General features: G+C 62.2%; 25 protein-coding genes and 1 tRNA gene. 11 read left to right on the top strand and 15 right to left on the bottom strand.

From position 1 onward, the window contains the following. Positions 1 to 29: 29 nt before the first annotated feature. Genes CLU85_RS05015 through CLU85_RS04995 form a run of 5 tightly spaced genes read right to left on the bottom strand, consistent with a single transcriptional unit; the run spans position 30 to position 3,882 of the window. Positions 30 to 2,321: a methyl-accepting chemotaxis protein gene (locus CLU85_RS05015; protein ID WP_100409323.1), complete on the bottom strand. Its 2,292-nt coding sequence runs from the start codon at positions 2,319 to 2,321 to the stop codon at positions 30 to 32. A gap of 21 nt (positions 2,322 to 2,342) precedes the next feature. Further along, positions 2,343 to 2,870: a chemotaxis protein CheW gene (locus tag CLU85_RS05010; protein ID WP_100409322.1), complete on the bottom strand. Its 528-nt coding sequence runs from the start codon at positions 2,868 to 2,870 to the stop codon at positions 2,343 to 2,345. A 15-nt stretch (positions 2,871 to 2,885) separates the two neighbouring features. Beyond that, positions 2,886 to 3,251, bottom strand: coding sequence for a PleD family two-component system response regulator (locus CLU85_RS05005; RefSeq protein ID WP_010459520.1), 366 nt, complete (start codon positions 3,249 to 3,251; stop codon positions 2,886 to 2,888). Further along, complete coding sequence (locus CLU85_RS05000; RefSeq protein WP_005796099.1) at positions 3,251 to 3,649, bottom strand: PleD family two-component system response regulator; 399 nt, start codon at positions 3,647 to 3,649, stop codon at positions 3,251 to 3,253. The genes CLU85_RS05005 and CLU85_RS05000 overlap by 1 nt, the downstream gene beginning before the upstream one ends. A 59-nt stretch (positions 3,650 to 3,708) precedes the next feature. Beyond that, the gene (locus CLU85_RS04995; RefSeq protein ID WP_100409321.1) at positions 3,709 to 3,882 is read right to left on the bottom strand and encodes a rubredoxin; all 174 of its coding nucleotides are present in this window, start codon (positions 3,880 to 3,882) and stop codon (positions 3,709 to 3,711) included. A gap of 94 nt (positions 3,883 to 3,976) precedes the next feature. Here CLU85_RS04995 and CLU85_RS04990 point away from each other — a divergent pair, with 94 nt between their 5' ends. Together CLU85_RS04990 and hemL are read left to right on the top strand one after the other, a co-directional pair. Beyond that, positions 3,977 to 4,921, top strand: a complete 945-nt coding sequence (locus CLU85_RS04990) for a bifunctional hydroxymethylpyrimidine kinase/phosphomethylpyrimidine kinase (protein WP_100409320.1) — start codon at positions 3,977 to 3,979, stop codon at positions 4,919 to 4,921. Then, entirely contained in the window at positions 4,905 to 6,215 is a 1,311-nt protein-coding gene (gene hemL / locus CLU85_RS04985) for a glutamate-1-semialdehyde 2,1-aminomutase (protein ID WP_100409319.1), read from the top strand. Before CLU85_RS04990 ends, hemL begins: the two co-directional genes overlap by 17 nt. 76 nt (positions 6,216 to 6,291) lie before the next feature. Here hemL and CLU85_RS04980 read toward each other — a convergent pair whose 3' ends face one another. Further along, the gene (locus CLU85_RS04980; protein WP_100409318.1) at positions 6,292 to 7,071 is read right to left on the bottom strand and encodes an IclR family transcriptional regulator C-terminal domain-containing protein; all 780 of its coding nucleotides are present in this window, start codon (positions 7,069 to 7,071) and stop codon (positions 6,292 to 6,294) included. Positions 7,072 to 7,312: 241 nt separating this feature from the next. Between CLU85_RS04980 and pobA the strand changes: the two genes are divergently transcribed. After that, a complete protein-coding gene (gene pobA / locus CLU85_RS04975; RefSeq protein ID WP_100409317.1) occupies positions 7,313 to 8,521 on the top strand; it encodes a 4-hydroxybenzoate 3-monooxygenase in 1,209 nt (402 codons plus the stop codon). A gap of 125 nt (positions 8,522 to 8,646) precedes the next feature. Here the strand turns inward: pobA and CLU85_RS04970 are convergent, their stop codons facing one another. The 5 genes from CLU85_RS04970 to CLU85_RS04950 form a co-directional block, all read right to left on the bottom strand. Further along, the gene (locus tag CLU85_RS04970) at positions 8,647 to 9,147 is read right to left on the bottom strand and encodes a c-type cytochrome (RefSeq protein ID WP_100409316.1); all 501 of its coding nucleotides are present in this window, start codon (positions 9,145 to 9,147) and stop codon (positions 8,647 to 8,649) included. Between the two features lie 71 nt (positions 9,148 to 9,218). After that, complete coding sequence (gene purH / locus CLU85_RS04965; protein WP_100409315.1) at positions 9,219 to 10,820, bottom strand: bifunctional phosphoribosylaminoimidazolecarboxamide formyltransferase/IMP cyclohydrolase; 1,602 nt, start codon at positions 10,818 to 10,820, stop codon at positions 9,219 to 9,221. A 95-nt stretch (positions 10,821 to 10,915) separates the two neighbouring features. After that, positions 10,916 to 11,149, bottom strand: coding sequence for a Fis family transcriptional regulator (locus CLU85_RS04960; RefSeq protein WP_010459546.1), 234 nt, complete (start codon positions 11,147 to 11,149; stop codon positions 10,916 to 10,918). Next, on the bottom strand, positions 11,146 to 12,192 hold the full coding sequence (dusB, locus tag CLU85_RS04955; RefSeq protein ID WP_100409314.1) for a tRNA dihydrouridine synthase DusB: 1,047 nt from the start codon (positions 12,190 to 12,192) through the stop codon (positions 11,146 to 11,148). Before dusB ends, CLU85_RS04960 begins: the two co-directional genes overlap by 4 nt. A gap of 231 nt (positions 12,193 to 12,423) precedes the next feature. After that, positions 12,424 to 13,008 carry a M15 family metallopeptidase gene (locus tag CLU85_RS04950; RefSeq protein ID WP_100409313.1) on the bottom strand — a complete coding sequence of 195 codons (585 nt, stop codon included), beginning with the start codon at positions 13,006 to 13,008 and terminating at the stop codon, positions 12,424 to 12,426. A 149-nt stretch (positions 13,009 to 13,157) separates the two neighbouring features. On the opposite strand from CLU85_RS04950, the gene CLU85_RS04945 reads away from it, so the two are divergent. After that, complete coding sequence (locus CLU85_RS04945) at positions 13,158 to 13,640, top strand: YqaA family protein (RefSeq protein ID WP_100409312.1); 483 nt, start codon at positions 13,158 to 13,160, stop codon at positions 13,638 to 13,640. 36 nt (positions 13,641 to 13,676) lie between these two features. Here CLU85_RS04945 and CLU85_RS04940 read toward each other — a convergent pair whose 3' ends face one another. The 4 genes from CLU85_RS04940 to CLU85_RS04925 form a co-directional block, all read right to left on the bottom strand. Then, positions 13,677 to 15,335, bottom strand: coding sequence for a bifunctional aminoglycoside phosphotransferase/ATP-binding protein (locus tag CLU85_RS04940; protein ID WP_100409311.1), 1,659 nt, complete (start codon positions 15,333 to 15,335; stop codon positions 13,677 to 13,679). 507 nt (positions 15,336 to 15,842) lie between these two features. Then, a complete protein-coding gene (gene rarD / locus CLU85_RS04935; RefSeq protein WP_100409310.1) occupies positions 15,843 to 16,712 on the bottom strand; it encodes an EamA family transporter RarD in 870 nt (289 codons plus the stop codon). A 139-nt stretch (positions 16,713 to 16,851) separates the two neighbouring features. After that, positions 16,852 to 17,946, bottom strand: coding sequence for a redox-regulated ATPase YchF (ychF, locus tag CLU85_RS04930; protein ID WP_100409309.1), 1,095 nt, complete (start codon positions 17,944 to 17,946; stop codon positions 16,852 to 16,854). An 85-nt stretch (positions 17,947 to 18,031) separates the two neighbouring features. Beyond that, positions 18,032 to 18,904, bottom strand: a complete 873-nt coding sequence (locus CLU85_RS04925) for an MOSC domain-containing protein (RefSeq protein WP_100409308.1) — start codon at positions 18,902 to 18,904, stop codon at positions 18,032 to 18,034. A 93-nt stretch (positions 18,905 to 18,997) separates the two neighbouring features. Between CLU85_RS04925 and CLU85_RS04920 the strand changes: the two genes are divergently transcribed. From CLU85_RS04920 to miaB, 7 genes are all read left to right on the top strand, one after another. Next, entirely contained in the window at positions 18,998 to 20,131 is a 1,134-nt protein-coding gene (locus CLU85_RS04920; protein WP_100412378.1) for an FAD-dependent monooxygenase, read from the top strand. 56 nt (positions 20,132 to 20,187) lie between these two features. Next, positions 20,188 to 20,913: a DsbC family protein gene (locus CLU85_RS04915; RefSeq protein ID WP_100409307.1), complete on the top strand. Its 726-nt coding sequence runs from the start codon at positions 20,188 to 20,190 to the stop codon at positions 20,911 to 20,913. A gap of 42 nt (positions 20,914 to 20,955) precedes the next feature. After that, a complete protein-coding gene (locus tag CLU85_RS04910; RefSeq protein WP_100409306.1) occupies positions 20,956 to 22,791 on the top strand; it encodes a M61 family metallopeptidase in 1,836 nt (611 codons plus the stop codon). A 98-nt stretch (positions 22,792 to 22,889) separates the two neighbouring features. Further along, positions 22,890 to 23,669 carry an enoyl-CoA hydratase gene (locus CLU85_RS04905; protein WP_100409305.1) on the top strand — a complete coding sequence of 260 codons (780 nt, stop codon included), beginning with the start codon at positions 22,890 to 22,892 and terminating at the stop codon, positions 23,667 to 23,669. A 26-nt stretch (positions 23,670 to 23,695) separates the two neighbouring features. Further along, positions 23,696 to 23,772 (top strand) — tRNA-Met (locus tag CLU85_RS04900). 141 nt (positions 23,773 to 23,913) lie between these two features. Continuing rightward, on the top strand, positions 23,914 to 24,351 hold the full coding sequence (locus tag CLU85_RS04895) for a hypothetical protein (protein WP_100409304.1): 438 nt from the start codon (positions 23,914 to 23,916) through the stop codon (positions 24,349 to 24,351). A gap of 101 nt (positions 24,352 to 24,452) precedes the next feature. Further along, on the top strand, positions 24,453 to 25,799 hold the full coding sequence (miaB, locus tag CLU85_RS04890) for a tRNA (N6-isopentenyl adenosine(37)-C2)-methylthiotransferase MiaB (protein WP_100409303.1): 1,347 nt from the start codon (positions 24,453 to 24,455) through the stop codon (positions 25,797 to 25,799).

Raw genomic sequence — 25,799 nt, 5'->3', positions numbered from 1 at the left:
ATGAGCCAGCTGGTTGATGACTACTGCGGTCAGGCAATCTTGAACCGTGCCACCGATTGGCGCAGCTCTTCAGCCATGTGCGAGAGTTCGCGCACCTGTTGCGCTGTGGTCCGGGTACCTTCACCCGTTTGCTCGGTCACCGCAAAAATGTGCTGGATGTTGTCGGCCACTTCGTTGGCCAAAACAGCTTCCCGGGAAGTCGAAGACGAAATCTGCTCAATCAGTTCAGCAAGACGGCGTGACACGCGGTCAATTTCTGTCAGCGCAGTACCGGCACTGTCAGACAGACGAGCCCCTTCCACCACACCCTGCGTGGAACGCTCCATAGCAGCCACAGCATCCTGGGTATCGGTCTGAATGGCCTTCACGAGTGCCGAAATCTGGCGCGTAGCATCTGCAGAACGTTCAGCCAGTCGCTGCACTTCTTCGGCCACCACCGAGAAGCCTCGGCCGGCTTCACCAGCGGAGGCGGCCTGGATGGCGGCGTTCAGGGCCAGCACGTTCGTCTGTTCGGTAATGTCGGAAATCAGCTCGGTGATTTCACCGATCTCCTGCGACGATTCGCCCAGGCGCTTGATCCGCTTGGAGGTATCCTGGATCTGGTCGCGGATGGAGTTCATACCGCCGATGGCGTTCTGCACGGCCTGGAGACCGGAGTCGGCAGCCTGCAGCGATTGGCGGGCCACCGTGGCGGACTCTTGCGCCTGTGTGGAGACTTCGTTGATTCGGGTCGCCATGTCCAGCACCGAGCGACCGGTTTCGCGAATTTCACGCAGCTGTTCGGTCGAAGCGGCCAGCAGTTCAGTGGATGTGTTGTCCACCTGTGCCGTCGTCTGCGCCACGCGGGTCGCCGTGTTCTGCACGCTGCCCACCAGTTGACGCAACTCTTCCACCGTGTAGTTCACCGAGTCAGCGATGGCTCCAGTAATGTCTTCCGTCACCGTTGCTTCTTGCGTCAAGTCACCTTCAGCCACCGACTGCAGTTCGTTCATCAAACGCAAAATGGCGGCCTGGTTGGCGTCGTTGACGCGCTTGGCTTCCTGCTCCTGGCGCTTGGCGTCCTTTTGCTGCGTTTCCGCAGCAGCCTGCCGGCCCCGGCTGTCCAGCAGTTGAACGCGCGAAATGCCGATACCGCAAAGCAGCACGAACAGACCCGCCAAAGCGAGGGCTGCAAATTGGCCAGCGCCCAGACCGGTTTGTGCGGACAGCTTGGTCTGCAGGCCTTCCAGTTGGCGACGCAGCGGCTCACTGTCGGCAATGATGGCAGATTGCGCCTCACGGGCAGACACCAAACCTTGCAGGTTGCCCAGAATGGCGCTGGCCTGGGTGCGGGTCTGCTCATAGAGCTTGACCAGCGCTTCGAGTTGTTCGCGGGTCTGACCATCCTTGGTTGCGGCAAGGCGCAATTCAGGGCTACCGTCCAGCAGACCCTGTGCGATTTCCTTGAACGAGTTCAAATCCTTGCCCAGCAGAAAAACGGCCTCAGGACTCACACCTTCCATGGTCTGGAATTCATTGGCAGACTTGCCGATACGCTGCGTCAACATCACGAGTTGACCGGCAGCAGAAATTTCAGCGGCTGGAGCATTCTGCTGAAGTTTGAGCGAAGACACCGTTTCGGCAATTTCCAGCAGATCGGACGATTGGCGGTTGATGGTACGCAGCGCGTCACCCACCTGGGTCAAAATCTTCTGCTGTCCCATCACCACGCTGGCATTGCGCTCTGCGCGCTCCATCAACGGGTTGACGGCATCCAGATCCGGCTTGAAGGGCTCGCCCAGCGATTGCACACCCAGTTCATTGTCGCCAGCATTCAGAGCACGCACATTGCGCGCAAGCACGCCGGAGCTCTCCACCACGTCAGGAAAGGCCTGTGGGCTACCCACCAGCGCCTGAGACACCGACTTGGCCAATCGCTGCGACTGCATCAGAGACTGGCCGGTCGCCGCGAGTTGCTGCGCCGAGCGATCAGCTTGCTGCAGCACCCAGCCCGCAATCAGAGCAAGAACCACCACCCCAACGGCCAGCAGCGCCAGCAAACGGCGCTGATGGCCTGCAGCGGTCGAACGCCCCAGCAGAGGCAGCGAGATGAGATCCTCCTCAGCCTCTGGAGATGTCAGCTCAGGGGCATAGCCTTCCGGATCGCCCTGGACACTGTTCATGCCTTCAGCCTGATAAGAGTCACGCAGTTGCGAACCATCCAACGCGCCTGTGGCCAGGACATCTTGTCCATCGTCAGCCGTGCCGGCTGCTGCCACATCCGCATCTGGCGTGGCGGGCTTCCGGTTGAACAGTTTTCCAAATTGATTGACGACGGACATGGTGCAGCCTTACAGAAAAACTCAAGCACTGATGCTCAGGAAATCGGGATGTTGGGACAGGATCTGCAAGTTCAGTTCCTGCCAGCGTGTGCCGCTGGAATCGATATAGGTGGTGCCAAAAAAGCTGGGGGAGTCTTCAGCCGGTGGCTCAGACGATACGAATGCATCGGTTCCGCGCAACCCAGCAAGACGATCCACCAACAGCGCCGCATTGACTTCCAGCGCTGCGTTGAAGGCCAGCAAGCTGGCTTCTGCCAAAGCCTGCTCGGTGCGGGGCGCCACACCGCCCATCAACCCGGCAAGGTCAACCACGCCGACCAAGCCGCCACGCAGATTGGCAACGCCGAGAAACCAGCTTTGGGTATAGGGCACCGCCTGCACAGACACCCAGGGGAAAATTTCCCCCGACTGTGCTAGCGGCAGCAAATAGAAACTCCCAGCGGACTCGACAGCCAGCCAGGATGAAACAGACGTACCTTCGGTTCTTGCAGCCTGAAGGCGACTGGCAAGTCGGGTCTGGAGCTCTCGTAGGGCTTCGCGGTTGGCCATGAGCGCGCCGCAGCCTCAGTTCAGAGCGTCAATTTTGGCCTGCAATTCGGCGGGATCCACCGGCTTGGTAATGTAGCCACGCGCACCCTGACGCATCCCCCAAACACGGTCTGTTTCTTGGTTCTTGCTGGTGCACATGATGATCGGAACATCGGCATACAGCGGATCGCGGGTAATGGCACGGGTCAGCTGAAAACCATTTTGGCCCGGCATCACAACGTCCATCAGGATCAGGTCTGGCTTCTCTTCAGCCAGGCGGCGAAATGCTTCGTCGGCATTTTCTGCAGTACGGACTTGCATGCCTTTTTTCTGAAGCAGGTCCGTCAAAAACATCAACTCGGTCTTCGAGTCGTCGACGACCAATACTTTCTGAATGGGCATTACATGGCTCCTTGTTGGGAATTGCCGAACTGTTGAACCGCTTGCAACAGTTGGTCTTTGGTAAATGGCTTGGTGAGATATTCCTGGCAGCCGACCATGCGCCCACGCGCCTTGTCAAATACACCATCCTTGGAGGACAGCATCACCACCGGAGTATCTGCAAAACGGGCATTGCGCTTAATGATGGCGCAGGTCTGGTACCCGTCGAGCTTGGGCATGAGGATGTCACAGAAAATCAGCTGAGGCTGGTAATCGTTGACTTTGGCCAAAGCGTCAAAGCCGTCGTCGGCCAACAAGACTTCGTGCCCCCCCTGCTTGAGAAAAATCTCGGCGCTTCGACGGATGGTGTTGCTGTCATCCACCACGAGCACTTTGAAAGATGCGCCTGTTGTAGTCAATTGTCACTGCTCCCGATGGAGAAAATAAACAACGCCGCAGCAAATGGTGCTGCAGCGCCTCAAATCTGAACCATCTCGAAATCGTCCTTGCGGGCGCCACATTCCGGGCAGGTCCAATTCATTGGAACCTGATCCCATGGCGTGTTGGGTGCAATGCCGTGCTCTGGAGAGCCCTCTGCCTCGTCATAAATCCAACCGCAAATCAAACACATCCAAGTTTTAGAGTCGATCACAGCTTAAAGGGCCTTCACATAGAATGCAACGATTGTATCTAGTCATCTCCGCCGCCTGCAGCTTCTGTGCCACCCTTCAAGCAGGAACTGGTCCATGACCAAAAAAGCACCTCTTTCCCCCTCAGAAATCATAGATATTGAAGATGACGACTCGGAGGAAGCCAGTCCGGCCTGCGTGCTCGTATTCAACGCCAGTGACCCCAGTGGCGCGGGTGGTCTGACCGCAGACATCACGACCATCGCCTCCGTCGGCGGACATCCCATTGCTGTCGTTACCGGCGCCTATGCCCGCGACACTGCTCAGATTTTCGATCACTTCAGCTTTGACGATGAGGCCGTCGCCGAGCAGGCCCGCGCCGTACTGGAGGACCTGCCGGTGCAGGCCATCAAGGTGGGCTTTGTGGGCAGCCCCGAGAACATCAGCACCATTGCCGAAATAACGACAGACTATGACGAAGTCCCAGTGATAGCGTACATGCCCAACCTGTCATGGTGGCGTGAAGAGCTGATCGACGAGTACCTGGACGCCTTTCGCGAATTGTTGTTGCCGCAGACCTCGGTGTTGGTTGGAAACCACAGTACCTTGTGGCGCTGGCTGCTGCCGGACTGGACGGGTGACCGCAGCCCCACGGCGCGCGACATCGCCCGGGCGGCGTCCGAGATGGGCGTGCCATACACCCTGGTCACCGGCATTCCCTTGCCTGAGCAGTTTGTCGAGAATGTGCTCGCCTCCCCCCAGACCGTGATGGGCAGCGGCAAGTTCGAGCTGTTTGATGCCACCTTCTCCGGCGCGGGCGATACCTTATCGGCCGCACTCACCGCCCTGGTGGCCAGCGGCAATGACCTGGGCGAAGCCACCAGCGAAGCCCTGGGTTACCTCGACCGCTGCCTGGATGCGGGCTTTCGCCCCGGAATGGGGCATATCGTGCCCGACCGCATGTTCTGGGCCCAGCCCGACGATGACGAAGAAGACCCCCCGATTGACGAAGCACAGGCCCTCGAAGGCTTTGTGATGCCCCCCCATGACACCAAGCACTGATCTCAACATCCCCCTGTTCGAACGCGCCAAGGCGCTGATCCCCGGCGGCGTGAACTCTCCCGTACGGGCCTTCAAGGCCGTGGGTGGCACGCCCCGTTTTGTGAAGCGCGCCAAGGGCGCGTATTTCTGGGACGCCAACGACCAGCGTTTCATCGACTACATCGGCTCCTGGGGCCCGATGATCCTGGGCCACGGTCACCCCGCCGTGCTGGAGGCAGTGCAAGCTGCAGCGCTCGAAGGCTTCAGCTTTGGCGCCCCCACGGAACGCGAAGTCGAGTTGGCCGAGGAAATCCTCAGCCTCGTTCCCTCGATGGAGATGATCCGCCTCGTCAGCTCCGGCACCGAGGCGGGCATGAGCGCCATCCGTCTGGCCCGGGGCGCCACGGGCCGCAGCAAGTTCATCAAGTTCGAGGGCTGCTACCACGGCCATGCCGACTCGCTGCTGGTCAAGGCCGGCTCGGGCCTGGCCACGTTTGGCAATGCCACCAGCGCCGGTGTGCCGCCTGAAGTGGTGCAGCACACCCTGGTGCTTGAATACAACAACGTGGCCCAGCTGGAAGAAGCCTTTGCCCTGCACGGCAAGGAACTGGCCTGCGTGATGATCGAGCCCATTGCGGGCAACATGAACCTGGTGCGCGCGAGCGTGCCGTTCATGAAGCGCTGCCGCGAGTTGTGCACCGAATACGGTGCGCTGCTGGTGCTGGATGAAGTGATGACGGGTTTCCGCGTCGCCCTGGGCAGCGCACAAAGCGTCTATGCCAAGAGCATTCCCGGCTTCAAGCCCGACCTCACGGTGCTGGGCAAAGTGATTGGTGGCGGCATGCCGCTGGCGGCCTTTGGCGGCCCGCGCGCCATCATGGAACACCTCGCACCGCTGGGCGTCGTGTACCAGGCCGGCACACTGTCGGGTAACCCGGTAGCCACGGCCTGCGGACTGGCCACGCTGCGCGAGATCAAGAAGCCCGGCTTCTTCGACGCGCTGTCCGCCACCACCCGTTCGCTGGTCGATGGGCTGGCCGCCGCCGCCGCCGCCGAAGGCGTGCCTTTCAGCACCGACTGCGAAGGCGGCATGTTCGGATTCTTCCTGCTGCCCGAGCTGCCCCAGAACTACGCCCAGGTGCTCAAGACCGACAACGCGCGCTTCAACCAGCTGTTCCATGGCCTGCTGGATCGCGGTATCTATATAGCACCTGCGCTGTACGAGGCCGGTTTTGTCAGCTCTGCCCACACCGCTGACGACATTGCCGCCACCGTGGCAGCGGCCCGCGAAGTGTTCAAGGCACTATCAAAATAATAGCTACTAGCGCTTTACCATCAAACGCTAGGCCTATTTTTATTAATATTTCCGTTTTCCAACTCCACGTTAGCGTTCACAGCAGCCCGCGCAACTCGCGGGCGGCCTCCTGCAGCAGCGGCAGCATGTCGCGCTGCAGGCTGCTCTCATCCACCTGCTTGGGCGACGCCACCACATTGAGCGCCGCCACCGTGTCGCCCTGCAGATTGCGCAGGGGCACGGCCAGCGCATGCACGCCCAGTTCGTGCTCTTCCACCGCCAGGCAATAGTCGTCGCGCCGCACCTTGGCAATCGCCTGCCGCAACGGCCCCACCTGCGTGAGGGTGTGGGGCGTGAGCCGGTGCAACGAACAGGCCTTGAGCCACGCCGTCAATGGTGCAGCGGGCAAGGCCGCAAGCAGCACCCGTCCGGTCGACGTCGGGTGGGCGGGCAGCCGCGCCCCCAAATGCAGGCCATAGGCCAGCACCCGCGTCGGTGCGCCATACACGCCGCTGCGCGCCACGATCACCACCTCGCTGCCATCCAGCACCACGGCCGAAAACGACTGCTGGGTCTGCGCCGCCAGGCGGTTGAGTGTGGGCTGCAGCACACGCGGCAGCCGGGCTGAGGCCAGGTAGCTGCCTGAAAACCGCAGCACCTTGGGCGCCAGCCAGAAGTAGCTGCCATCCGTTTCCAGATACCCCAGATGCGCCAGCGTCAGCAGGTGGCGCCGCGCCGCCGCGCGCGTAAGGCCCGTGCGCTGCGCGGCCAGCGTGGCATTGAGCCGCTGGCGTTCGGTGTCAAAACTCTCCAGCACGGCCATGCCCTTGGCCATGCCTTCGATGAAGTCTGCTTTGGCAATGGGAACGGTGGTCATGCGGGTTCCAGCGTGGTTGGGTCAGTTGGTTGATGGGCGGCGTCAGGCGCAAGGCGGCTCAACGAACAAGCCAGCAGCAGGCGTGCCGAGATGCCTAAGCACCGAAGATTGCGCGATGATCGCACAACACATCCACCAATCGCACGCTAGTGGCACAGGCCGACCCCGAATTGACATGGATCAACCTACGCTTGACCCTGTTCCTTTATCGCTTTTCAACGCCTTTGTGAGGTTGTCCACCATGCGTACCCAGGTTGCCATCATCGGCGCAGGCCCCGCCGGCCTGCTGCTCGGACAGTTGCTCTACAAGTCGGGCATTGACGCCGTCATCATCGAACAGCGCAGCCCCGACTACGTGCTGGGCCGTATCCGCGCTGGCGTGCTGGAGCAAGTCAGCATGGACTTGCTGGACCAGGCCGGAGTCGGTGCCCGCGCCCATGCCGAGGGCTTGCCACACGACGGCATCGAGCTGCTGTTCAAGGGCCAGCGCCACCGCATCCATTTGCACGAACTCACGGGCGGCAGCCGCGTGACGGTGTACGGCCAGACGGAGGTGACCCGCGACCTGATGGACGCCCGCGCGGCAGAAGGGCTGACCACGGTATACGACGCACAGAACGTGGCCGTTGAAGGCTTCGACACCCATACCCCCGTCGTGCGTTACGAGAAAGACGGCGTGAAGCACCAACTGGCCTGCGACTTCATCGCGGGCTGTGATGGTTTTCACGGCGTGTGCCGCGCCAGCGCCCCGGCCGACGTGCTCAAAACCTACGAACGCGTCTACCCCTTTGGCTGGCTGGGCGTGCTGGCCGATGTACCACCGGTCTCGCACGAACTCATCTACGCCAATACCGAACGCGGCTTTGCCCTGTGCAGCATGCGCAGTGCCACGCGCAGCCGCTACTACCTGCAGGTGCCCTCCACAGACAAGGTCGAGAACTGGACCATCGACCAGTTCTGGACCGAGCTGGGCCACCGCCTGGACCCAGAGGCACGCGCAAATCTGGCCACCGGCCCGGCGCTGGAGATGAGCATCGCCCCACTGCGCAGCTTTGTGGCCGAGCCCATGCGGTTTGGACGCATGTTTCTGGCGGGCGACGCGGCCCACATCGTGCCCCCCACCGGCGCCAAGGGGCTGAACCTGGCCGCCAGCGACGTCGGCTATCTGTGGAACGCACTGACCGAGTTCTACAACGAAAAATCGAACGTCGGCATCGACACCTACTCCGACCGCTGCCTGCGCCGCGTGTGGCGCGCCGAGCGTTTTTCGTGGTGGTTCACCTCGCTGATGCACCGTTTTCCAGAAACGGGCGAATTCGGCCAGAAGATCCAGGAGGCCGAGCTTGACTACCTCGTCAACTCGCGCGCGGCCTCTACATCGCTGGCCGAGAACTACGTGGGCCTGCCGCTGGAATTTGCGCTGGGAACGCCTTGCAAGGCAACGGCATAGTAGTACGCAAAAACAATAGCTGCCCAAGCATATGCAACAGGCGCTGGAGGCTTAAAACACCATAAATCCAGTGCCGTAGCCCGCTGCATGCCGACGGGAAGCAGGCCAGGCTTGTGCGCTCGGCGTCAGGGCGCAACCGCGCTGGCCGGGCGCTCGGCCCCGCTCTGCGCAGGCGGCGGTGCCATTTGCACAATCCAGGCCGCCAGCTGCTGCGCCATGGCGTCTGTCACGCCCACCTGGCGCGGCATGATGACGCGGCCCCACTCCCCCACGCTACCGTTCACAATCTTGCTGGCCAGATACGCCTGCGCGTCGGCGCGATCGCGGTAGCGCTCCGCAATGCGCACAAAAGCGGGGCCGACGAAGCTGTGTTCGACCCCATGGCAACGCATGCAACTGCCTGCGGCTGCCGGCGCCGGCAACACAGACTGTGCAGCGGGAGCGTCAGCCGTGCTTGCGGGCGCAACAACACTCTGGTCGACCGTGGGGCCCAGCCTGCCGGTGAGCATGCGCCAGGCCAGGTTCACCATGCCCAGCGCAATGCAGACAGCCAACACGCCGATAGCCCACGCCAGCCAGCGCGGGCGCGGGCTGTCCGGCTCGTCGTCAAAAGGGGGCTGGGCCATTGGGTTTGTTCAGCAAGGTGGGCCCAGGGACCCGCTGCGCGGGCCTGCCCACCACCGCGCGACTACTGGACTCAATGGCGGAAGTGGCGCACGCCGCTGAACACCATGGCCACGCCACGCTCGTTGGCAGCGTCGATGACTTCGTTGTCACGCATCGAGCCACCGGGCTGGATCACGCAGGTGGCGCCTGCATCGACCACCACATCCAGGCCATCACGGAAGGGGAAGAACGCATCGCTGGCGACCACGGTGCCCTGCAGCGACAGATTGGCATGCCCAGCCTTGATGCTGGCAATGCGGGCCGAGTCGAGGCGGCTCATCTGGCCGGCACCCACGCCCATGGTCATGCCGCCCTTGCAGAAGACGATGGCGTTGCTCTTGACGTACTTGGCGACCTTCCAGGCAAACAGCAGGTCTTCCATCTGTTCGAGTGTGGGTTGCTTTTGCGTCACGACCTTCAGGTCAATCAGCGACAGCTCATGGTTGTCGGCCGTCTGCAGCAGCAGGCCCGAGCCGATGCGCTTGGCGTCCATGGCATTGCGGCCGCGCGCCCAGTCAGTCTGACCACCGTGTGCGGGCAGCGCAATCTTGAGCAGGCGCACATTGGCCTTGGCCTTGAACACTTCCAGCGCTTCGGGGGTGAAGTCGGGGGCCATCAGCACTTCGACAAACTGCTTGGAGATCTGCTGCGCGGCATTGCCGTCCACCGTACGGTTGAAGGCGATGATGCCGCCAAAGGCGCTGGTGGGATCGGTCTGGAAAGCCTTGCTGTAGCTGTCCAGCGCATCCAGGCCCACGGCCACGCCGCAGGGGTTGGCGTGCTTGACGATGACACAGGCGGCGGCGTCAAAGCTCTTCACACATTCCCACGCGGCGTCGGCGTCGGCGATGTTGTTGTAGCTCAGCTCCTTGCCCTGCAACTGCACACCCGTCACCAGCGAACCCGGAGCGGGGTGCAGATCGCGGTACAACGCGGCCTGCTGGTGGCTGTTTTCGCCGTAACGCAGGTCTTGCACCTTGGTGAAGATGCCGTTGCTCTGGCCGGAGAACTGGGCGCGCGTGGGTACGTAGGTTTCCGACAGTTTCTCTGCTTCAAACGTCACCGACGACAGGTAGTCGCTGATGGCGCCGTCGTACTGCGCGATGCGGTTGAACGCCGCCACCGACAGCGCAAAACGCAGCTTGTCGCTGAGCTTGCCGCCTGCTTTGAGCTCGGCCAGCACGGCTTCGTACTGGTCGGCCGAGGTGATCACGCCCACGTCTCGCCAGTTCTTGGCGGCGCTGCGCACCATGGCCGGGCCGCCAATGTCGATGTTTTCAATCGCGTCGGCCAGCGTGCAACCGGCCTTGGCCACGGTGGCTTCAAAGGGGTAGAGGTTGACCACCAGCAGGTCGATGGTGTCGATCCCGTGTTCCTTCAAAGCCGCCATGTGTTCGGGCAGCTCGCGGCGGGCCAGCAGGCCACCGTGCACCTTGGGGTGCAGCGTCTTCACGCGGCCGTCGAGCATCTCGGGGAACTGGGTGACCTCGGCCACCTCGGTCACGGGCAGGCCCTTGTCGGCCAGCAGCTTGGCGGTGCCGCCGGTGGACAAGAGCTTGATGCCCAGCGCGTGCAGGGCTTGCGCGAATTCGACGATGCCGGTCTTGTCGGAGACGGAGAGAAGTGCGTTCATGGTGTGGGTGGGGAGGGTTTGAATAAAAACAGGCTCTAGCGCTTATTCAATCAGCGCATACAGCTATAAATTAAATAGCAAATACTTTCAATCCGTCAGAGCAGCTTGTGCTCGACCAGTTTCTTGCGCAGGGTGTTGCGGTTCAGGCCCAGCCATTCGGCCGCGCGCGACTGGTTGTTGTCGGCGTGCGTCATCACCACCTCCAGCAGCGGCTTTTCGACCACGCGCACCAGCATCTCGTACATGCCATCGGGGGTCTCGCCGCCCAGGTCACGAAAGTAGCCCTGCAGGCTCTCCCGCACGCATTCTTCTATGTGTTTCTTGCTCATGCAGCCAATCCCTCTTGTTCTTCTGGTTCTGCATCCACATCGGTGGCAGCGGGCAAGCGGTCCATCTGTTGCCCCAAGGCATCCAGATGGTCGGCCACGGCCTGCCACTGTGTGGTGCAGTCTTCGATCGTATTGATGTGTTGCCTGAAGGCCTCGCCCCCCGGCAGCGCGCGCAGGTACCACGCAATGTGTTTGCGTGCGCTGCGCACCCCGGTCAGCTCGCCATACAGGCTGTAGTGGTCTTGTAGGTGGTCGAGCAACAAGCGGCGCACTTCGGCCACCAGCGGTGGCGCCAGGTGTTCACCCGTGGCCAGAAAGTGGCCGATCTCGCGGAAGATCCAGGGGCGGCCCTGGGCAGCGCGGCCGATCATGATCGCGTCGGCGCCGGTGGCCGCCAGCACATCGCGCGCCTTTTCAGGCGTGGTGATGTCGCCATTGGCCACCACGGGCACCTTCACCGCCGCCTTGACGGCCGCGATGGTGTCGTACTCCGCAAAACCCTTGTAGCCCTGTTCGCGCGTACGGCCGTGGACGGTGAGCATCTGGATGCCGACCGCCTCGAACTGCCGCGCGAGTTGCACCGCGTTCTTGTGCTCCTGGCACCAGCCGGTGCGCATCTTCAGCGTGACGGGCACATTGAAGGGCGCACAGGCCTGCACCACCGCCTCGGCGATTTCCACCGCCAGGGCTTCGTTCTGCATCAGGGCGGAGCCCGCCCACTTGTTGCAGACCTTCTTGGCCGGGCAGCCCATGTTGATGTCGATGATCTGCGCGCCGCGTTCCACGTTGTAGACCGCTGCCTCGGCCATCATCGGCGCATCGGTGCCGGCAATCTGCACGGCAATGGGCCCCGGCTCCCCTTCATGGTTGGCCCGGCGCGAGGTCTTGAGGCTGTTCCACAAGTCCTTGCGCGAGGTCACCATCTCGCTGACCGCATAGCCCGCCCCCAGCGCCTTGCACAGCTGGCGAAACGGCCGGTCGGTGACGCCCGCCATCGGGGCGACGAACAACCGGTTCGCCAAAGGAATGTGGCCGATGTGCATGGATGGGGGGTGCGATCAGGGCAGCAGCGAATGCTGAAAAAGGAGGCAGGATTGTACCTGCTCAAAATTTCAGCAAATGAAATTTGCGGCCCACTGAATCTGTCCGTGCACGCCACCCGATGGGTACAGCAAAAACACGGCGCCCGAGAGGCCGATTCCTGGCCACACCCCGCAGACAAAAAACGGCAAGTGCCGGCCGTCAATCAGTCAATCCATCCATCCGTCCGTCCGTCAGCGCACAGCGAGATCGGTATCCGCGGCCTGCGCAGGCGACACACCAGGCTGCGCAAAATGCCACCAAGCGTCCGGCAGGTTATCGAACTGATGGCGCGCCATGAGCGCGCGCAGCCACTGCCGGTTGTGCTGCACATCGGGAGAGAATCCGTCGGCACCCGTCGGGGCACCCGCCAGCACCACACCGGAGGGGGTTCCCATGTCCACGTCCCCGCCATCGGCCAGTGGGCCCCGCACCACCTTTCGCGCCTTCACACCGTCCACCACCCGAACCTGCACCATCCAGCCGCCACTGGCGGCCTTGCAACTGGCTTGCAACACCATGCCTTGGGCCTGCAGTTCGTGGGCGATTCGCTGGAGCGAGGGGCGCACCCTGGGCGCTTCTTGGCACGCGAGGGCCGATGCAGAAGCCCCTACCACCACAGCCGTACCCGCGCCGTCGGGCGGCACTGCAGCCTGGGGGCTGTGCGCACAGGCCGCCAGCAACAAGGCTGCGGCCACCGACCACCACCGGGTAGAAGCCGGGCACGTATCAGACGGTGAAGGCAAGCGCGCGATGGGGTATTGGGGGGCGAAGAGCATGAGGTTCCTCCTGGGAGGCTGTCCGGTGCAGCGTGGTTTCACGATACAAAGGCTCGCCAGGCCAAGCCATGCGTGGATGGCGCAGACCGCTGTAGGACAGCGACCCAGGACGCCTTGGGAATTCGTACAGCGCCCTACACTGAGGGCCTATGGAAATCTGGATGCACCAGCTGATGGAATGGCTGGCCCTGCCGCAATTCGGCCTGAGTACGGTCTTTGTCGTGTCGTTTGTCTCGGCCACCCTGCTGCCGCTGGGCTCTGAGCCCGCCGTTTTTGGCCTGATCAAACTCAACACTGAACTGTTTTGGCCCGCCATCATTGTGGCCACGGCAGGTAACACGCTGGGCGGCGGGGTCAGCTGGTGGATGGGCCTGGGCGCACACAAGGCCGTGGACAAGGCCCGTGGCAATGCCACCGATGTACGGGCGCTGAATTGGCTCAAGCGCTTTGGCGCGCGGGCCTGCTTGCTAAGCTGGCTGCCTGTGGTGGGCGACCCCCTGTGCGCCGTGGCCGGTTGGCTGAAGTTGCCGTTCTGGCAATGTCTGGCCTACATGGCGGTGGGCAAATTCCTCCGCTACCTGGCCATGACGAGCGTGCTGCTGTACTTCATGCCAGGGCATCTGAGCCTTTAGTGCGTGGACGTGGACGTGGGCCTGGGCCACGCCACCTCACGGCCCGACGGGCGACGCCCCCACCCGAGGCAGCAACACATCCCAATCCACCGGCCGGGTCGTGTCCACGTGCAAGGTGATCAGTTCCTCAGCCGCCAGCAAGGGACTGGCGCTCGCCCATTGCGCATCCAGCACTGCGACGCTTGCCTCCGAAGCATCCCCGCCTGCGGCGGATCGCCCGCGCACCCGATCCCTCAATATCTCCAGCGGCGCCTCGAACGAAAGGATGCGACAAGGTACTCCCAACCTACCCGCCAGACCCACGAAGTGCGACCGCGCTTCAGAGTCCAGAAAAGTAGCGTCCACGATCACGGAAAGCCCCGCCGAGAGCGCATCACAAGCCACTTGCGCCAGGCGGTCACGGGTTCGTCGCGTGGCGTCAGGGGTGTAGATGCCGCCAGGCACTGCGTCACTTTGGGCTTCTGGCAGCAAACCAAACAGGCGCTTGCGCTCGACATCGGCACGCACCCGGACCATGCCGCGCTGGCAGGCCAGCGAAAGAGTGTGTGTGCTCTTGCCCGCCCCCGAGAACCCATGGGCCATCCACAGCGATGCGTTTGGTATCGTGGGCAAGCCCCCGGCAAAGAGCCCCGCATACTCTGCCGCCAGTGCCAGATACTGCTGCAAAGTGCGAACGGCCGCGCCACCAGAGCCCGCGTCACCACGCGGCACCCATTGCATGCCAGCAACCCGTGCCCGCACCAGCGCGCGATAGGCACAGTAGTACCGCAGCACCCGCAGGCCGTGGTAGTCCCCGGTGTACTCCAGCCACAAATTCACAAAACGCCAGGCCAGATCGGAACGACCATGGGCCGTGAGGTCCATGACCACAAAGGCGATATCAGCCACACCATCGATCCAGCGCAGCGCCGGATTGAACTCGATGGCATCAAACAACTGGGGATGTCCGTCAATGAGCGCGATGTTGGCCAGGTGAAGATCCCCATGGCATTCGCGCACCCGCCCATGGGTCAGCCGGTCCTCAAAGACCGGCGCGAGTGCATCGCCCTGCTGACGGAACCAGGCGGCCACCTGGTCCAGCAGCGGCGCCTGCGCGGGCAAAGCCATTGCCACCACATCCCGCAATGCCGTCAGGCAGGCATCCACCGGAGCGCGCACCGCTGGTGCCGTCCCCCAACCCAGCCCAGGTGCAGCGATGGCTGCAGACGCATGAAATTGCGCCACATGCCGGGCAAGCAGATCAACCTGCACCGGCAGCACCTTCTGCAGATCCAGGGCGGTGCCAAACAATGCCTCTTGACCGAAGCGGCGCATCTGTACGGCAGGCTCTGCATCTTGCGCGGCATCGCAAAGCGGCGTAAACCACAGCGCCTCTGCGGCCACCTCGTGGTGAAGGCCCACAAGCCCCAGATACATCGCAGGGGCAGTGCGACGATTGATGCGCAGTTCCTCCTCGCAGGCTGCACGTCGCAACGCGGCGGTGCTGAAGTCCAGAAAATCGAGCTGCAAAGGTTTCTTGAACTTGTAGGCAAAGTCGCCCGCCAGCAGCACCCACGAGATATGGGTCTCGATGCATTCAATGCGCCCCACGGGATGCGCAAAGACCTGCGGACTGCGCCGCAGCAACGCAATACGGCGCTCGGCCACCGCATATTCGGCATGCAGATCTGTCGATGCGGACGCGGGACCTTCCATCACGGCACCTGCTGCTCAGTGCGAGCCGCCATGAGGACTCTCGCAGACGATGCGTGGAACATAAAACCAGACATTAAACATAGGACAGCGCACAAAGATGGCGAAGCCATCCAGTGTCCGAGCTACCGAGAACATGTCAACCCACCAGATCAATCAAAGAGCAACGCCCCATCCATGGCCGAGAACAGGTTTTTGCGTCCAGAAAACACACAGAGGCAGGCTAAGGCCTGGGTTCGTTCGATAGGCCGTAGGCGACACGACGACGGCAGCAGGAGACAACACTGCGCAAAAAAACCTCATACCAAGTCGCCCCAAAATTCCAACCGGTCCGCTGAGCCAGCCAAAGCGCCGCATACAGTGCCACGGCTCCGCCCAAGCGGTATGAATCCATTGAACACGGGTTCGGACCAGGGCCGGCGAGCGATCTTGTGTGGGACAGACATAGAAAACTCCGCGCGCTTTTCTGTCGCACCCAACCCCCTTGGCCCGCGAACGGCCGCTAGCCGCCTACTCCCGCTGCCGCACCCACCAGCCTTCCAGGCTGTAGACCAGCAGAGCACCCCAGATCAAGACAAAACCCACCAGGCGCGCAGGATGGAAGGCCTCGTGAAAAATCCAGACGCCCAGCGCAAACTGCAGGCTGGGAGAGATGTATTGCAGGATACCCAGCGTGGACATCGGTATCAGCCGCGCACCCGCAGCGAACAACAGCAGTGGCACGGCCGTCATGGGCCCTGCCAGCACCAACCAGCCAATGGAGGCTGAGTCGCCGTGCACCAACGCCCCATCGCCGTTCCAGGCCCACCACCCCAGAACCAGGGCGGCGACCGGCGCAAGCATCATGGTTTCCAGCGCGAGTCCCTCCAGCGCGCCCAGCACCGCCACCTTGCGCAGCAAGCCATAAAACCCGAAGCTGAGTGCCAATACCAGCGCAATCCAGGGCAGGCGACCCGCCTGTACTGTCAGCCAGAGCACACCCGCTGCGGCCACAGCCACGGCCAGCCACTGCCCCGGGCGAGGACGTTCGCGAAGAAACACAAAACCCAGCGCCACATTCACGAGCGGCAGAATAAAGTAGCCCAGGCTGGCATCGACAACATGCTGGTTCTGCACGGCCCACACATAGGTCAACCAGTTGCCGGACAACAGCACGGCAGACAACGCAAACGCACCCAACACCCGAGGCTGGCGCAACACAGTGGCCATCCAGGCCCATTGCCTGCGCACCGCCAGAAGGCCCAGCACGACCACCAGAGACCACAGTGTGCGGTGCATGACCACTTCCAGCGATGGCACATCGGCGACCTGCCTGAAGTAGAGGGGAAACAGGCCCCAAGCGATGTAGGCCAACGTGGCGTAGAAGATTCCGGTGTTCATGAGCGAGCAAATGAAAGATGGGCAAATTTGCTGCAGTGCACAGAGAGCAGTCGTAAAAAATCCCTGCCAGCCAGCGGCCGGACAGGGACAGGGGAGTCATTGCCCCAACGCAGGCCCACAAAACGGGCCCACAGGCGAATCACACGTTGAACAAGAAGTTCAGCACATCGCCATCCTTCACCACGTACTCCTTGCCTTCGGCACGCATCTTGCCCGCGTCCTTGGCGCCCTGCTCACCCTTGAGGGCGATGAAATCGTCAAAAGCAATGGTCTGCGCGCGGATGAAGCCGCGCTCGAAGTCACCGTGGATCACGCCAGCGGCCTGGGGGGCGGTGTCACCAATGTGGATGGTCCAGGCGCGCACTTCCTTCACGCCAGCAGTGAAGTAGGTCTGCAGACCCAGCAGCTTGAAGGCACCACGGATCAGGCGAGCCAGGCCTGGCTCACTCTGGCCCATTTCGGCCAGGAACATGTCGCGGTCTTCATCGCCCATCTCGGCCATTTCGGCTTCCATCTTGGCGCAGATGGCCACCACGGGGGCGTTCTGGCTGGCGGCGTATTCCTTCAGACGGTCCAGGAAGGGATTGTTCTCGAAACCATCTTCGCTCACGTTGCCCACGAACATCGCGGGCTTGGCGGTGATCAGGCACAGGGACTTGAGCAGCGGCTGCTCTTCCTTGGTGATTTCGACCGAGCGGGCGGGCTTGCCCTCATTGAGTGCAGCCTGGATGCGCGTGAGCAGGGCCACCAATTTGGCGGCGTCCTTGTCGTTGCCCGACTTGGCGGCCTTGGTGTAGCGGTTCAGCGCCTTGTCCACCGTACCCATGTCGGCCAAGCACAGCTCGGTCTGGATGACTTCAATGTCAGAGATCGGGTCCACGCGGCCCGCCACGTGGATCACATTGTCGTCTTCAAAGCAGCGCACCACGTTCACGATGGCGTCGGTTTCACGGATGTGGGCCAGGAACTGGTTGCCCAGGCCTTCGCCTTGGCTCGCACCCGCCACCAAACCGGCGATGTCCACAAACTCCACAATGGCGGGAACGATGCGCTCGGGCGAGATGATGCCGGCCAGTTGCTGGAGGCGCGGATCTGGCACCTCCACCACGCCCACATTGGGCTCAATGGTGCAGAAGGGATAGTTTTCGGCGGCGATGCCGGCCTTGGTCAGCGCGTTGAAAAGAGTGGACTTGCCGACGTTGGGCAGGCCCACGATGCCGCATTGGAGGCTCATGGCAGGGCTTTCTGGTGTTCTGGAGACAAACCGCCGATTTTACGGGGCTACCGGCCACCCTACCTCACGCCCCGGTTTGCGAACGTCATTCAAACCGCAAATCGGCTGCCACACGCTGCCCCACGCGCAACCACTGCCCCGCCCCCTGGGACACGATGGCGTTCATGCCAAAGGTGATAGCTCCGTCCAGTCGCTTGTCCTGACGATAGGCGCGCAGCACGTCGCCGACCGCGGGGCTGGCCTCTGCCGTGGCCGGGTCGATGTTGGGAATGGGGCAGCGCGCACAGGGCTTCACGGGTTGTAGGTGAATCTGGCCGCTGGCGTCGCCGTCCAAACGCACCAGATCCACCCGGTCTTCATCGTGCGCATCGACCCCAGCGAGCACCACATTGGGCCGAAAACGTTCGATGCCCACGGTGGCATGGCCTGCTGCAGACAGCCGACCGTTGAGTTCCTGCATGGAAGCCTCACTGGCCATGAGGATGGGAAAACCGTCCGCAAATTGATTGGGCACCTCCACCCCGCCCGTCCACTCCATGCTCGACAAACGCCGGTGCTCGGGATCAAACCGCACCAGTCGGCACGGCTGCCCCAGGAAGTCGGTGAACCACTGGGCAGCCACGGCGCCCATGTCCCATGCCGGCACCGTGTCCCGCCACACGGTCACGGTTGCAGGGGCTTCGACGGCATCAATCGCCACATGCAGGGCCAGCATGCCGGGCGCACGCAGCACCATTTCGTCGCTCTTGAGCTGAGGCCGGATCAACGCCATGCGGGGCAAGGCGCGCTGGGTCAGGAACATGCCGCTGGCATCCACCACCATCCAGGCGCGGTCCAGATCCAACCCGGTTTCCGTCAGCAAGGCCTGCTGAACCTCAATGCCGGCACAAGATTTGATGGGATACACAAACAGCCGCGCAATGGTGCCGGACAGATCGGGATCAGGGTTGAAACTCACGCCGGGATACTCCTCAATAAATGGATGGCAGGGCAAGAACCACAATTTTGCCCTGCGCCAGCAGGGCGTTGGACCCCTCCTACAATGGCCGTCATGGCCCAAACCTTTGATATCTGTATTCGTGGCACCGGCATTGTGGGCAGGACCTTGGCACTGCTGCTGGCGCGAGAACGACTGAAAGTGGCCCTGGTGCCCGCCCCACCGCCCCCACACGCCGTATCGGCCGACGTGAGGGCCTATGCCTTGAACACTGCATCGCGCCAGATGCTTGAATCCCTGCGCAGTTGGCCCGATGCCCAACATGCAACGGCTGTCAAACAAATGCAGGTTCTGGGTGATCAAGGTGGCGCCGTGGTGTTTGACGCGGACCGGCAGGGTGTGGACGCACTGGCCTGGATCGTCGATGTACCGGCCCTGGAAGCCCGTCTCGCGGAGGCTGTGCGTTTTCAACCGCAGGTGGAGGTGGTGGAAGCCACTGTGGCAGCCCCGCTGACGGTCGTGTGTGAGGGCCGGGCCAGCAGTACGCGGTCGGAATTCGGCGTGGATTTTCAAGTGACGCCCTACGCCCAGCACGCCATTGCCACCCGAGTGCAGTGCGAACACCCCCATGGGCAGGTGGCACGCCAATGGTTTCTGCCAAATGGCATCCTGGCATTTTTGCCCCTGGACGGCCCGCTGGGGAACTCCGTGGCTGTTGTGTGGTCCGTCTTACAGGAGCAAGTGGCTCCGCTGATGGCCCTGTCCCCCAAAGAATTCTCTCAAGCGCTTCAGACCGCCAGCCAGCAGGCCCTGGGCACGCTAACGCTGTGCTCCGAGCGAGCCGCCTGGCCCCTGCAACTGGCCAAGGCAGACCGCTGGTGCGGAGCCAGCCCCTCCGACGGGAGCGCTCCCCGCAGTTGGGTTCTTGCAGGTGATGCCGCCCATAACGTGCACCCGTTGGCGGGGCAAGGACTGAATCTGGGGCTGGCCGATGTGCAGGCTTTGGCCGAGGTTTTGCGCACGCGTGACTACTGGCGCAGCGTAGCCGACCTGCGGTTGCTGCGACGCTATGAACGGGAGCGCAAAGCGGCCCTGACGGCCATGGGCCTGGCCACGGACGGACTGCAGCAGTTGTTCGCACGCCAGGAGGCGCCCTGGCAAGCATTGCGCAACTGGGGCATGAAGGGGTTTGAGCGCAGTGGCGCTTTGAAAGATTTTGTGGCCCGCCGGGCCATGGGAATGCACTGAAGACACACGCATGGGAGCGCCTGCTCCCTGTGAGGCATTGATTGAACGAGAACACCATGAAACTGACCACCAGCCTGCTGACCATCGCCGCCATGACCCTGGGCCTGAGTGCCACGGCTCAGGAGTCGGACATCCGCAAGGCGCTTGCCGAGCGCATTCCCCAGATGGACAAGATCGACGAAGTACGCTCCACGCCCATGGCAGGGCTGTACGAAGTGCGCATTGGCACGGACCTGTTCTACACCGATGCCAAGGGCAACTACGTGATCCAGGGCGAACTCATTGACACCAAGGCGCGTCGCAATTTGACCGAGGACCGTATCAACAAGCTGACGGCCGTCAATTTTTCTGAACTCCCCCTGAAAGATGCCGTGACCATCGTGCGTGGTGACGGCAAACGCAAGGTCGCGGTCTTTGAAGACCCCAACTGCGGATACTGCAAGCGGTTTGAGCGTGACATGCAACAGGTGAACAACGTCACCGTTTATCTGTTCCTCTATCCCATCCTGAGCCCTGACTCGGCCGAAAAATCGCGCAATATCTGGTGCTCCAAAGACAAGGCCGGCGCCTGGCAAGACCAGATGGTGCGCGACAAACCCGCGACTGCAGCCAGCTGCGACACCAGCGCACTGCAACGCAACCTGGCGTTCGGAAAAAAGCACAAGATCACCGGAACCCCTACGCTGATCTTCACCAATGGGACCCGCGTGCCGGGTGCGATCGGCGCTCAGGAGGTTGAAAAACGTCTGGCGGAGGCCAGCAGCGAATCGGGAACGAACTGAGCCCCGCTTGTTCGTTGTTGACGCCCCATCCCGCCAGCGCTTATGCCATCTGCCCGCAAAACTCCACCTGCTGACGTTCACTACCGCATCGAGCCGTCAGACCTTCACGCCCATCTGTTCACGGTGTCCCTGACCGTTGCCCATCCGGCGGCAGAGCAGGAAGTGTCCTTGCCGGTATGGATTCCAGGCAGCTACCTGGTGCGGGAGTTCTCAAAAAACCTGCAAGAACTGAAGGCCCGCCAGGGTAAGCGTGGGATCACACTGACCCAGCGCGACAAACATCGCTGGCAGGCCGACTGCGCGCCAGGCAAGCCCTTGGAGCTGACCTACACCGTGTGCGCCTATGACAGCTCAGTGCGCACGGCATGGCTGGACGCCTCACGCGGTTTTTTCAACGGGACCAGCCTGTGCCTGCGGGTGCATGGACAGGAAAAGCGGCAGCACACACTTGAAATCGTCAGCACTGCCGCGACGGTGCAATGGTCGGTGGCCACAGGACTGCGCGCAGTAGCCGCCGACAAGAAGGGGTTCGGCCTGTACAGCGCTACAGACTATGACGAACTCGTGGATTGCCCTGTGGAAATGGGTGCATTCTGGGTCGGTCGCTTCAAGGCAGGTGGCATCCCCCATCAGTTTGTGGTGGCAGGCGCGGCGCCATCCTTTGACGGCAAACGGTTGCTGGCCGACACCCAGAAAATTTGCGAGGCCGCCGTCCGCTTCTGGCACAAGGGGGGGAGCAAGGCGCCCTTCAAAAACTACCTGTTCATGCTCAATGCTGTTGCAGATGGGTACGGAGGTCTGGAGCACCGCAACTCCACCGCTCTGATCTGTGGCCGCCGCGACCTCCCGCGCCATGAGGAAAGCCGGGCGACCGACGGCTACACCACGCTGCTCGGGCTTATCAGCCACGAATACTTCCACACCTGGAACGTCAAGCGCCTGCGCCCCGCCGAATTCACCGCCTACGACTACACCCAGGAAAACTACACAGAACTGCTGTGGTTCTTTGAAGGTTTCACCAGCTACTACGACGATCTGCTGCTGCGCCGTGCCGGGCTGATCGATGACGCCACCTACTTGAAGCTGATCACCAAGACCATCAACCAGGTCCTGCAAACCCCAGGAAGGACTGTTCAAACGGTCGCCCAGGCCAGCTATGACGCCTGGGTCAAATACTATCGACAGGACGAAAACACCCCCAACGCTACGGTGAGCTACTACACCAAGGGCTCCCTGGTGGCCCTGTGCCTGGACCTGACCCTGCGCAAGGAGGGTAAGACCACACTCGACGACGTGATGCGCGGCCTGTGGGCCCGCACGGCAGGCGGCCCGATGACCGAAGCCGACCTGCGCTCTGTGCTTGAAGAGTTGGCGGGCCGATCCTTGGACACCGAACTGGGGCACTGGGTCCACAGCACCACCGAACTACCCTTGGCCGAATTGCTCGCGGCCCATGGCGTGAACCTCAAGGCAGAGCCCCCCCAGTTGGCCCAGCGGCTGGGCCTGCGCGTGGCAGAAAATCACAGTGTGCAGATCAAATCCGTGTTGCGTGGCGGCGCCGCCGAGAAGGCGGGCATGACACCCGGGGACGAATGGCTGGGGTTGCAGGTGCAAGACCGGGGGTGGCGCATCAACAAGCTCGATGACGTCGCGTTCTACGCTGGCACCGAGACCGCATTGGTGGCGCTGGTCGCCCGGGATGGACGCCTGTTGCAGCTGCCCCTGGAACTGCCTGCCCGAAACAAGACCGGTGCGCCCCCGCCGCCAAAACCGGTCAGAACGCTCCGAGGGGCCTCCAGCGGCTTGCCCACCCCGACGGCAGACACAATCAGCCTGACCCCAACCGACGCGGCAGCCCTGGGACGCTGGCTGGCCTGACGACCCGAACGCCGCGCATGTGCCAACGCGTGGGCCGGGGGGCCGGGTTGGTTATATTCCTTGCGCTGCCATCACCAACCATAAACCCAGGAGATTCCATGGCCTACGAAACCATCGAGGTCCGCATTGAAGCGGACAAAGTCGGCGTCATCACCCTCAGCCGCCCCAAGCAACTCAACGCGCTGAACGACCAGTTGATGAACGAGCTGGGCACGGCCCTCAAGGCGTTCGATGCGGATGACAAGATCGGCTGCATGATCGTCACCGGCAGCGAAAAGGCATTTGCTGCAGGCGCCGACATTGGCGCCATGGCCAATTACAGCTTTGCAGACACCTACAAGGGCGACTACATCACCCGCAACTGGGAAACGATCCGCTCCATCCGCAAACCGGTCATCGCGGCCGTGAGCGGTTTTGCGCTGGGTGGCGGCTGTGAGCTGGCCATGATGTGCGACTTCATCATTGCCGCCGACAACGCCCGATTTGGACAGCCCGAAATCAAGCTGGGTGTGATCCCTGGAGCGGGTGGCACGCAGCGCCTGCCCCGCGCCGTGGGCAAGTCGAAAGCCATGGACATGGCCCTGACGGGCCGCATGATGGACGCCACCGAAGCCGAACGTGCAGGTCTGGTCAGCCGTGTAGTGCCCTACGACAAACTCATGGACGAAGCCTTGGGCGCCGCAATCATCGTGGCAGGCTTCTCTCAGTTGGCCGTGATGGCCGCCAAGGAATCCGTCAATCGCGCCTTTGAAGGCACGCTGTCGGATGGCGTGATGTTTGAGCGCCGCCTGTTCCACGCCCTGTTCTCCACCCGGGATCAGAAGGAAGGCATGGACGCGTTCATGAACAAACGCACAGCGAACTTCACACACCAATAATTTTTGTTCTATAATCTTGGTCTAACGGTCGTATAGCTCAGTTGGTTAGAGCGCAGCATTCATAATGCTGATGTCGGTGGTTCAAGTCCACCTACGACCACCAAATAAAAACCCACAGTGCGGAAACTCACTGTGGGTTTTTTCTTTCGGGCACGGCATTGCTGCCTGGCCTGCTCAACGGCCTATGGGAATGGTCAACGTCAGTCTCCCCTAAAATCGTGTCTTCAGCCCCTGGATGTAAACCATGAACCGCTGCACCACCACTGGATCTCCTTTCCCCCATTGCTTTCGGCACGCATTGCTTGCGGGGCTTGCCTGTAGTTTTCTGACGATAGCGATGCCCGCCGCCGCACAAGTGCAGGCCGGACTGGGCCTTACGCGCCCGTTCCCAGACTCTGCACTGCGCGGCACACTGACCCTCTCGAACACAGCAGACGCCGTGCTCAACGGCAAAGCCATCCGCATCGCCCCCGGCATGCGGCTGTTCAGCCCCCAAAACACGCTGGTCATGACCCATTCGGTGCTCGGCCAGACCTTCAAGGTCAACTACGTGCTGGAGAACAGCACCGGCATGTTGCATGCCGCCTGGATCCTGACGGAGCGCGAGGCGGCACAGCCACGCAAGGGCAGCGACACCATCACCACCAACATCACGACCGGCTCTGGCGCCGTTCTGAAGTAAATCATCCCAGGCGCGCCCGAACGGCTGCGCCCTTGCGACATTCACAGCCCTTCTCCGCGCCCTGCCGGCAGCGGTGTTTGTTTGCTATTTGCGAAATTGCCATGGCCAAAAAAGTCTTTATCAAAACCTTCGGCTGCCAGATGAACGAGTACGACTCGGACAAGATGGCCGACGTGCTCCATGCCGCCCAAGGCTACGAACCCACACAGAACGTGGAAGAGGCCGACCTCATCCTCTTCAACACCTGCTCGGTGCGCGAAAAAGCACAAGAAAAGGTTTTCAGCGACCTGGGCCGCATCAAGCACCTGAAGGCACGCGGCGTGAAGATTGGCGTGGGCGGCTGTGTGGCCAGCCAGGAAGGCGCCGAGATCATCAAGCGCGCCCCCTATGTAGACGTGGTGTTTGGCCCGCAAACCCTGCACCGCCTGCCCGAGATGCTGAACCAGCGTGAGCAGTTGAACAAGCCGCAGGTGGACATCAGCTTCCCTGAGATCGAGAAGTTCGACCACCTGCCGCCTGCGCGCGTCGAAGGTGCCTCGGCCTTTGTGTCGATCATGGAAGGCTGCAGCAAATACTGCAGCTACTGCGTGGTGCCCTACACCCGGGGCGAGGAAGTGAGCCGCCCGTTTGACGACGTGCTGGTCGAAGTAGCGGGCCTGGCCGACCAGGGCGTGAAAGAAATCACCCTGCTGGGCCAGAACGTGAACGCCTACCTGGGCAAGATGGGCGGCACGGCCGAGATTGCCGACTTTGCCCTGCTGCTCGAATACGTGTCGGACATCCCCGGCATTGAGCGCATTCGCTACACCACCAGCCACCCCAACGAGTTCACGCCCCGGCTCATCGAGGCCTACGCCAAGCTGCCCAAGCTGGCCAGCCACTTGCACCTGCCCGTGCAGCACGGCAGCGACCGCATTTTGATGGCCATGAAGCGCGGCTACACCGCCATGGAATACAAGAGCACGGTGCGCAAGCTGCGCGCCATCCGCCCCGACCTGGCCATGAGCAGCGACTTCATCGTGGGCTTTCCGGGCGAGACGGAAGACGACTTCAACAAGATGATGAAGCTGATTGACGACATCCACTTCGACAACAGCTTCAGCTTCATCTTCAGCCCCCGCCCTGGCACGCCTGCTGCGGGCCTGCACGACGACACGCCGCACGACGTGAAGCTGCGCCGCCTGCAGCACCTGCAGGGCGTCATCAACGCCAACATCAAGTCCATCAGCGAAAGCCGTGTGGGCACGGTGCAGCGCATTCTGGTGGAAGGCGCCTCCAAGCGCGATGCCACCGAGCTGATGGGCCGCACCGAGTGCAACCGCGTGGTCAACTTTGTGGGCCAGCCCCGCCTGGTGGGGCAAATGGTGGATGTGACCATCACCGAGGCCAAGGCCTACACCTTGCGCGGCGAAGTGCTGGTGCGCGAGGGCGCAGCCCTCACGGCCTGA

Source organism: Acidovorax sp. 69, from assembly GCF_002797445.1.
GTDB lineage: Bacteria > Pseudomonadota > Gammaproteobacteria > Burkholderiales > Burkholderiaceae_C > Acidovorax.
Note: the sequence above shows the minus strand (reverse complement) of the source record. Positions and strands in the feature narration are given on the sequence as shown.

What these genes read in the sequence shown, in the direction of transcription:
- ychF (WP_100409309.1), bottom strand. Translation starts at nt 17,946, where the DNA reads ATGAGCCTCCAATGCGGCATCGTGGGCCTGCCCAACGTCGGCAAGTCC.
- miaB (WP_100409303.1), top strand. Translation starts at nt 24,453, where the DNA reads ATGGCCAAAAAAGTCTTTATCAAAACCTTCGGCTGCCAGATGAACGAG.
- CLU85_RS04910 (WP_100409306.1), top strand. Translation starts at nt 20,956, where the DNA reads ATGCCATCTGCCCGCAAAACTCCACCTGCTGACGTTCACTACCGCATC.
- CLU85_RS05005 (WP_010459520.1), bottom strand. Translation starts at nt 3,251, where the DNA reads ATGCCCATTCAGAAAGTATTGGTCGTCGACGACTCGAAGACCGAGTTG.
- CLU85_RS04940 (WP_100409311.1), bottom strand. Translation starts at nt 15,335, where the DNA reads ATGGAAGGTCCCGCGTCCGCATCGACAGATCTGCATGCCGAATATGCG.
- CLU85_RS04970 (WP_100409316.1), bottom strand. Translation starts at nt 9,147, where the DNA reads ATGGCCCAGCCCCCTTTTGACGACGAGCCGGACAGCCCGCGCCCGCGC.
- CLU85_RS04960 (WP_010459546.1), bottom strand. Translation starts at nt 11,149, where the DNA reads ATGAGCAAGAAACACATAGAAGAATGCGTGCGGGAGAGCCTGCAGGGC.
- CLU85_RS04905 (WP_100409305.1), top strand. Translation starts at nt 22,890, where the DNA reads ATGGCCTACGAAACCATCGAGGTCCGCATTGAAGCGGACAAAGTCGGC.
- rarD (WP_100409310.1), bottom strand. Translation starts at nt 16,712, where the DNA reads ATGAACACCGGAATCTTCTACGCCACGTTGGCCTACATCGCTTGGGGC.
- CLU85_RS04990 (WP_100409320.1), top strand. Translation starts at nt 3,977, where the DNA reads ATGACCAAAAAAGCACCTCTTTCCCCCTCAGAAATCATAGATATTGAA.
- pobA (WP_100409317.1), top strand. Translation starts at nt 7,313, where the DNA reads ATGCGTACCCAGGTTGCCATCATCGGCGCAGGCCCCGCCGGCCTGCTG.
- CLU85_RS05015 (WP_100409323.1), bottom strand. Translation starts at nt 2,321, where the DNA reads ATGTCCGTCGTCAATCAATTTGGAAAACTGTTCAACCGGAAGCCCGCC.
- CLU85_RS04895 (WP_100409304.1), top strand. Translation starts at nt 23,914, where the DNA reads ATGAACCGCTGCACCACCACTGGATCTCCTTTCCCCCATTGCTTTCGG.
- CLU85_RS05010 (WP_100409322.1), bottom strand. Translation starts at nt 2,870, where the DNA reads ATGGCCAACCGCGAAGCCCTACGAGAGCTCCAGACCCGACTTGCCAGT.
- dusB (WP_100409314.1), bottom strand. Translation starts at nt 12,192, where the DNA reads ATGCACATCGGCCACATTCCTTTGGCGAACCGGTTGTTCGTCGCCCCG.
- CLU85_RS04980 (WP_100409318.1), bottom strand. Translation starts at nt 7,071, where the DNA reads ATGACCACCGTTCCCATTGCCAAAGCAGACTTCATCGAAGGCATGGCC.
- CLU85_RS04950 (WP_100409313.1), bottom strand. Translation starts at nt 13,008, where the DNA reads ATGCTCTTCGCCCCCCAATACCCCATCGCGCGCTTGCCTTCACCGTCT.
- CLU85_RS04915 (WP_100409307.1), top strand. Translation starts at nt 20,188, where the DNA reads ATGAAACTGACCACCAGCCTGCTGACCATCGCCGCCATGACCCTGGGC.
- CLU85_RS04920 (WP_100412378.1), top strand. Translation starts at nt 18,998, where the DNA reads ATGGCCCAAACCTTTGATATCTGTATTCGTGGCACCGGCATTGTGGGC.
- purH (WP_100409315.1), bottom strand. Translation starts at nt 10,820, where the DNA reads ATGAACGCACTTCTCTCCGTCTCCGACAAGACCGGCATCGTCGAATTC.
- CLU85_RS04945 (WP_100409312.1), top strand. Translation starts at nt 13,158, where the DNA reads ATGGAAATCTGGATGCACCAGCTGATGGAATGGCTGGCCCTGCCGCAA.
- hemL (WP_100409319.1), top strand. Translation starts at nt 4,905, where the DNA reads ATGACACCAAGCACTGATCTCAACATCCCCCTGTTCGAACGCGCCAAG.